This is a genomic window from Anaerovibrio sp. (assembly GCF_051866355.1).
In the GTDB taxonomy this organism is placed as follows: Bacteria; Bacillota; Negativicutes; order Selenomonadales; family Selenomonadaceae; genus Anaerovibrio.
Window position 1 is genome coordinate 1 of the sequence record NZ_JBJDWZ010000043.1, and the last position, 3,760, is coordinate 3,760.

At 52.6% G+C, this 3,760-nt stretch carries 5 protein-coding genes; 4 read left to right on the forward strand and 1 reads right to left on the reverse strand.

Translation table 11 applies throughout. From position 1 onward, the window contains the following. Positions 1-830, reverse strand: an 830-nt coding sequence (locus ACI3UA_RS02450; RefSeq protein WP_439723248.1) for a methyltransferase family protein, incomplete at its 3' end; no start/stop codon positions are given. Positions 831-1,216: 386 nt separating this feature from the next. Here ACI3UA_RS02450 and ACI3UA_RS02455 point away from each other — a divergent pair. The 4 genes from ACI3UA_RS02455 to rpsR all read left to right on the forward strand — a co-directional run bounded on the left by ACI3UA_RS02455 (position 1,217) and on the right by rpsR (position 3,545). Then, positions 1,217-1,903: a response regulator transcription factor gene (locus tag ACI3UA_RS02455; protein ID WP_439723249.1), complete on the forward strand. Its 687-nt coding sequence runs from the start codon at positions 1,217-1,219 to the stop codon at positions 1,901-1,903. Next, the gene (locus ACI3UA_RS02460) at positions 1,896-2,807 is read left to right on the forward strand and encodes a sensor histidine kinase (RefSeq protein WP_439723250.1); all 912 of its coding nucleotides are present in this window, start codon (positions 1,896-1,898) and stop codon (positions 2,805-2,807) included. Before ACI3UA_RS02455 ends, ACI3UA_RS02460 begins: the two co-directional genes overlap by 8 nt. Positions 2,808-2,944: 137 nt before the next feature. Continuing rightward, positions 2,945-3,229: a 30S ribosomal protein S6 gene (gene rpsF, locus ACI3UA_RS02465; RefSeq protein ID WP_235320480.1), complete on the forward strand. Its 285-nt coding sequence runs from the start codon at positions 2,945-2,947 to the stop codon at positions 3,227-3,229. An 82-nt stretch (positions 3,230-3,311) separates the two neighbouring features. After that, positions 3,312-3,545, forward strand: a complete 234-nt coding sequence (gene rpsR / locus ACI3UA_RS02470) for a 30S ribosomal protein S18 (protein WP_154406631.1) — start codon at positions 3,312-3,314, stop codon at positions 3,543-3,545. Positions 3,546-3,760 lie beyond the last annotated feature (215 nt).

Below are 3,760 nucleotides of genomic sequence, written 5' to 3' on the forward strand. Positions count from 1 at the left end.
CCTGCTGTCCGCCGGTCATTGGCGATAATTGACATGATGTTGGCAATTTCAGGGCTGCTCATCCGGCAGACAGCAATGGTGGCAGAGTTTTCCTGATAGGAAGCGTACAGGCTGTTCAGGGAGTGATTGTAGAGGAAGCTGCCAATGCCGTAGCTGGCGAACAGGGCGGACAGGTACAGGGCGGTCAGGGTCAGCGCCCTCTTTGCCCTGCCGGTGGGAAGGATGCGGGGAATTTTTATTTTTTGCAGGGGCAGGAACATGGCGGTTTGTTTCTTGTACTCAAGGTAAGAAGCACCGAATTTTCGTTCACATTCCCTTTCTTCTGCCAGTGCCAGCAGATAGTAAACAAAAAGCATGGTGACAAACATAAACAGGTTGATAAACCGCGGCCACAGAATCAGGAGCCCCAGGCCGCAGATGGCAAAGGAGGTATACTGGGGATGCCGGATAAAACGGTAGATACCGCCTGTTACTGCGCCCTTGCGGGTGAATTTGCTGTAATAAATCTGTACGGCGCCAATCAGGAATGTCACGAAGCCGGTGATGGCAAGAAATGCCCCGGCATGTTCGTGGGCATTAATCAGCAGGGAGTTCGTCGTCCTGGCGATGTGGGGCAGGAAGAAGCTGTTCAGCACCGATAGTATCGGGGAGCTGTTGAAAAATTGCAGGATGGGATTGTATACGCCGTAGAAATACATGGCGAAAGGGCCTGCCATATATAGCATTTCAAAGGCGATAAGCAGGTAAAAGGGCAGTGTGCTCCTGAGTGCGGCTGTGGCTGCCGCATGGATTCTTGCTTTTCGGGAAGTAATGATTGTTTCTTTTGTCATGATTTTTCCTCCATTCATATCAGCTCGTTCAGGCCAGCCGGCCGGCTTTCACGGCTATTGTTGGCTTTTGATATTTTGAGTATTTGGGCATTTTTTGCAGCTTAGTATTTTTGCAGTTTAGTAGTTTAAGAGCTTAGTATTTTTGGTATTTTGTAGCAGTGGTGCTCCGTGTATCGGGGGGTTATGGGGACTGCGGGAGATAAAGGGATTTTGGTATGCCCTGTGCATTCGGCATGCTTGAAGCATATCAGGCGAATTTTTGAATTTCCTTTGAACCGCTGGAAATTTCTTTTCTTTTTTCAAAGACAACTCAAAGGAAGTGAGGTTATAATAAAACGAAAGGATGCACAAAAAAGTATACAGAGAGTGTGTATGGGGGTGGGAACATGAAGATACTGCTGGCAGAGGACGAGCTGCGTCTGGCCGATGCCCTGGTGCATATCCTGCGCAGGCAGGGCTATCAGGTGGATGCGTCGGCTGACGGGCTGGAAGCGCAGGAATATGCAGAACGGGGCCTTTATGATGTGATTATTCTGGACAGGATGCTGCCCCACAGGGAGGGCGTAGAAATCCTGAAGCATATACGGCAGAGGGGCGTAAGGACGCCGGTTATTTTTCTTACGGCCAAGGATGCCCTGACGGACAGGATTGAGGGGCTGGACGCAGGGGCGGATGATTATCTGGTGAAGCCTTTTTCCAAGGATGAGCTTCTGGCAAGGGTGCGGGCGCTGGGGCGGCGTTCTGCGCATCTGCTGGCAGGGGACAGGCTGGCCGCGGCCCGGCTGGAGCTGGATGTAAAGAATGGCGAGGTATCCTGCCCGGCGGGAAAGGTAAAGCTGACGGTCAGGGAGGCCCGGCTGCTGGAATTTTTCCTGCGCAACAGGGGCATGGTGCTGGGCAAGGAGCAGATTTTTGACAGGGTGTGGGGCGTTGATGCAGAGGGAGAGATTTCCTGTGTGGAGCTGTATGTATGCTATCTGCGGAAAAAGATTGATTTTGCCGCCTGCGGCGTGGAGCTGGCGACGGTTCGGGGCATGGGCTACAGATTGCAGGAGGTGGCTGGGGATGACTAATCTGCGCAGGCGATTTATCCTGTTCTGCATGCTGGTTATCAGCGCGATTATGCTGATTTCAAGCCTGCTGATTATGCTGCATGCTCATAGCGATATGCCTGACGGTTCCCTGCACCGGTGGCTGGCAACGGTAGTGATATTTTTTGCCATGGTTTTCATCGGCAGCTGGCTCATATCGAGAAGGGCGGTTTCCCCCATCAAAGAGGCGTGGAAAAAACAGCTTGAGTTTACGGCGGCGGCCTCCCATGAGCTGCGCACCCCGCTGGCGGCCCTTCGGGCCAATCTGGAACTGGTGCTGGACTGCCGGGAGGAAACCGTGGCCAGCCAGATGAAGTGGCTGGAAAACATGGACGCGGAAAGCCGCCGCATGACGAGGCTGATTGATGATCTGCTCACGCTGGCGAGAGCGGATGCCGGCAGGCAGGAGCTTTTGCAGGAGGAGTTTTCCTTGGGTCAGGCGGCTGGTGAAGTGGTGGATGCCTTGACGGGGCTGGCCGGTCAGAAGGGCATCCGCATCGAGCTAAGGGTGGCCGAGGAGGTCGTGCTTCACGGTGACAGGAACAGGATAAAGCAGCTGGTGATGATTTTGCTGGACAATGCCATCAGGTACAGCGGCGCCTCCGTTGCCTGCGTTGCCGTCCTGCGGCGGAAGGACAATGCGGAGCTCATGGTGCGGGATGATGGCTGTGGCATCGGGGCGGAGCATCTTGACAGGCTGTTTGAGCGTTTTTACCGGGTGACGGAAATGCGCAGCCGTAATCCTGACGGCTCAGGGCTGGGGCTGTCCATTGCCAGGTGGATTGCCGAGGAGCATGGCGGCACAATCGCGGTGCACAGCGCTGTGGGCAGGGGGACGGAATTTACAGTTGCCCTGCCGGCCGGGGTCAGCAGGGAGAAAAAATAAAAAAGTGCTTGCACAAAAATGCAATACATGGTATACTCATTCAGTCAAAAGGACAGGATAGTTGCAAATAACATTTGTAAACTTTCTCTGCCCTCTCGTGAAGGAGAGGGCCAAAGACCAAAGAGGGAGGTGATTTCGTGAGAAAGTACGAAGTCATATTCATTGTTAAACCAATGGAGGAAGAAGCAACCAACGCTGTAGTTGAGAAGTTCACCAAGTTGATTGCTGACAATGGCGGTACAGTTGACAGCGAGGATCGCTGGGGCAAGAAGCGTCTTGCTTATGAGATTAAGGACTGCACCGAGGGCTACTATGTACTGCTGAACGTAACAGCAGAGCCTGCATGTGTGGCTGAGGCTGATCGTGTAATGAAGATTACTGATGAGCTCCTGAAGCACATGATTGTTAAAGCAGAGGACTAATTCATGGCTTTCCATGAAGGGTGACATCCCGTGTGCTCCGTGCGACGGGGATGATATTCCATATTGAAGGAGGGAATATACTTTGATCAAGCGTGATAGAAGCAGAAGGCCTCGTAAAAAGGTTTGCAGTTTCTGCGTAGATAAGGTTGAGCAGATTGATTACAAGGATGTAGCTAAGCTGCGTCGTTACATTACCGAGCGTGGCAAGATTTTGCCTCGCCGCATTTCCGGCAACTGTGCCAAGCATCAGCGTCAGGTGACTGTTGCCATCAAGCGCGCACGCAACATTGCGCTCTTGCCTTTCACTGCTGAGTAAGTGATGTTGAGGGGTCTCCGCAAGGGGGCTCCTTTTTGCGTTGCAAAGGATTGTGCGCCGTGTGCTGTACGCTATAGCTGTCAGGGGCGCATCATAAAATAGGAAATATGACTGTATACTATGAACTGCAGGCTACAGGCTGTGCAGTGGGAAATATAAGCTGTGCATGGTGAATATAAGCGGCGCAGTGGGAAATATGAGCTGTGCATGGTGAA

Excerpts from the sequence above, each read along its gene's own strand:
- ACI3UA_RS02460 (WP_439723250.1), top strand. The coding sequence starts at position 1,896 with ATGACTAATCTGCGCAGGCGATTTATCCTGTTCTGCATGCTGGTTATC.
- ACI3UA_RS02455 (WP_439723249.1), top strand. The coding sequence starts at position 1,217 with ATGAAGATACTGCTGGCAGAGGACGAGCTGCGTCTGGCCGATGCCCTG.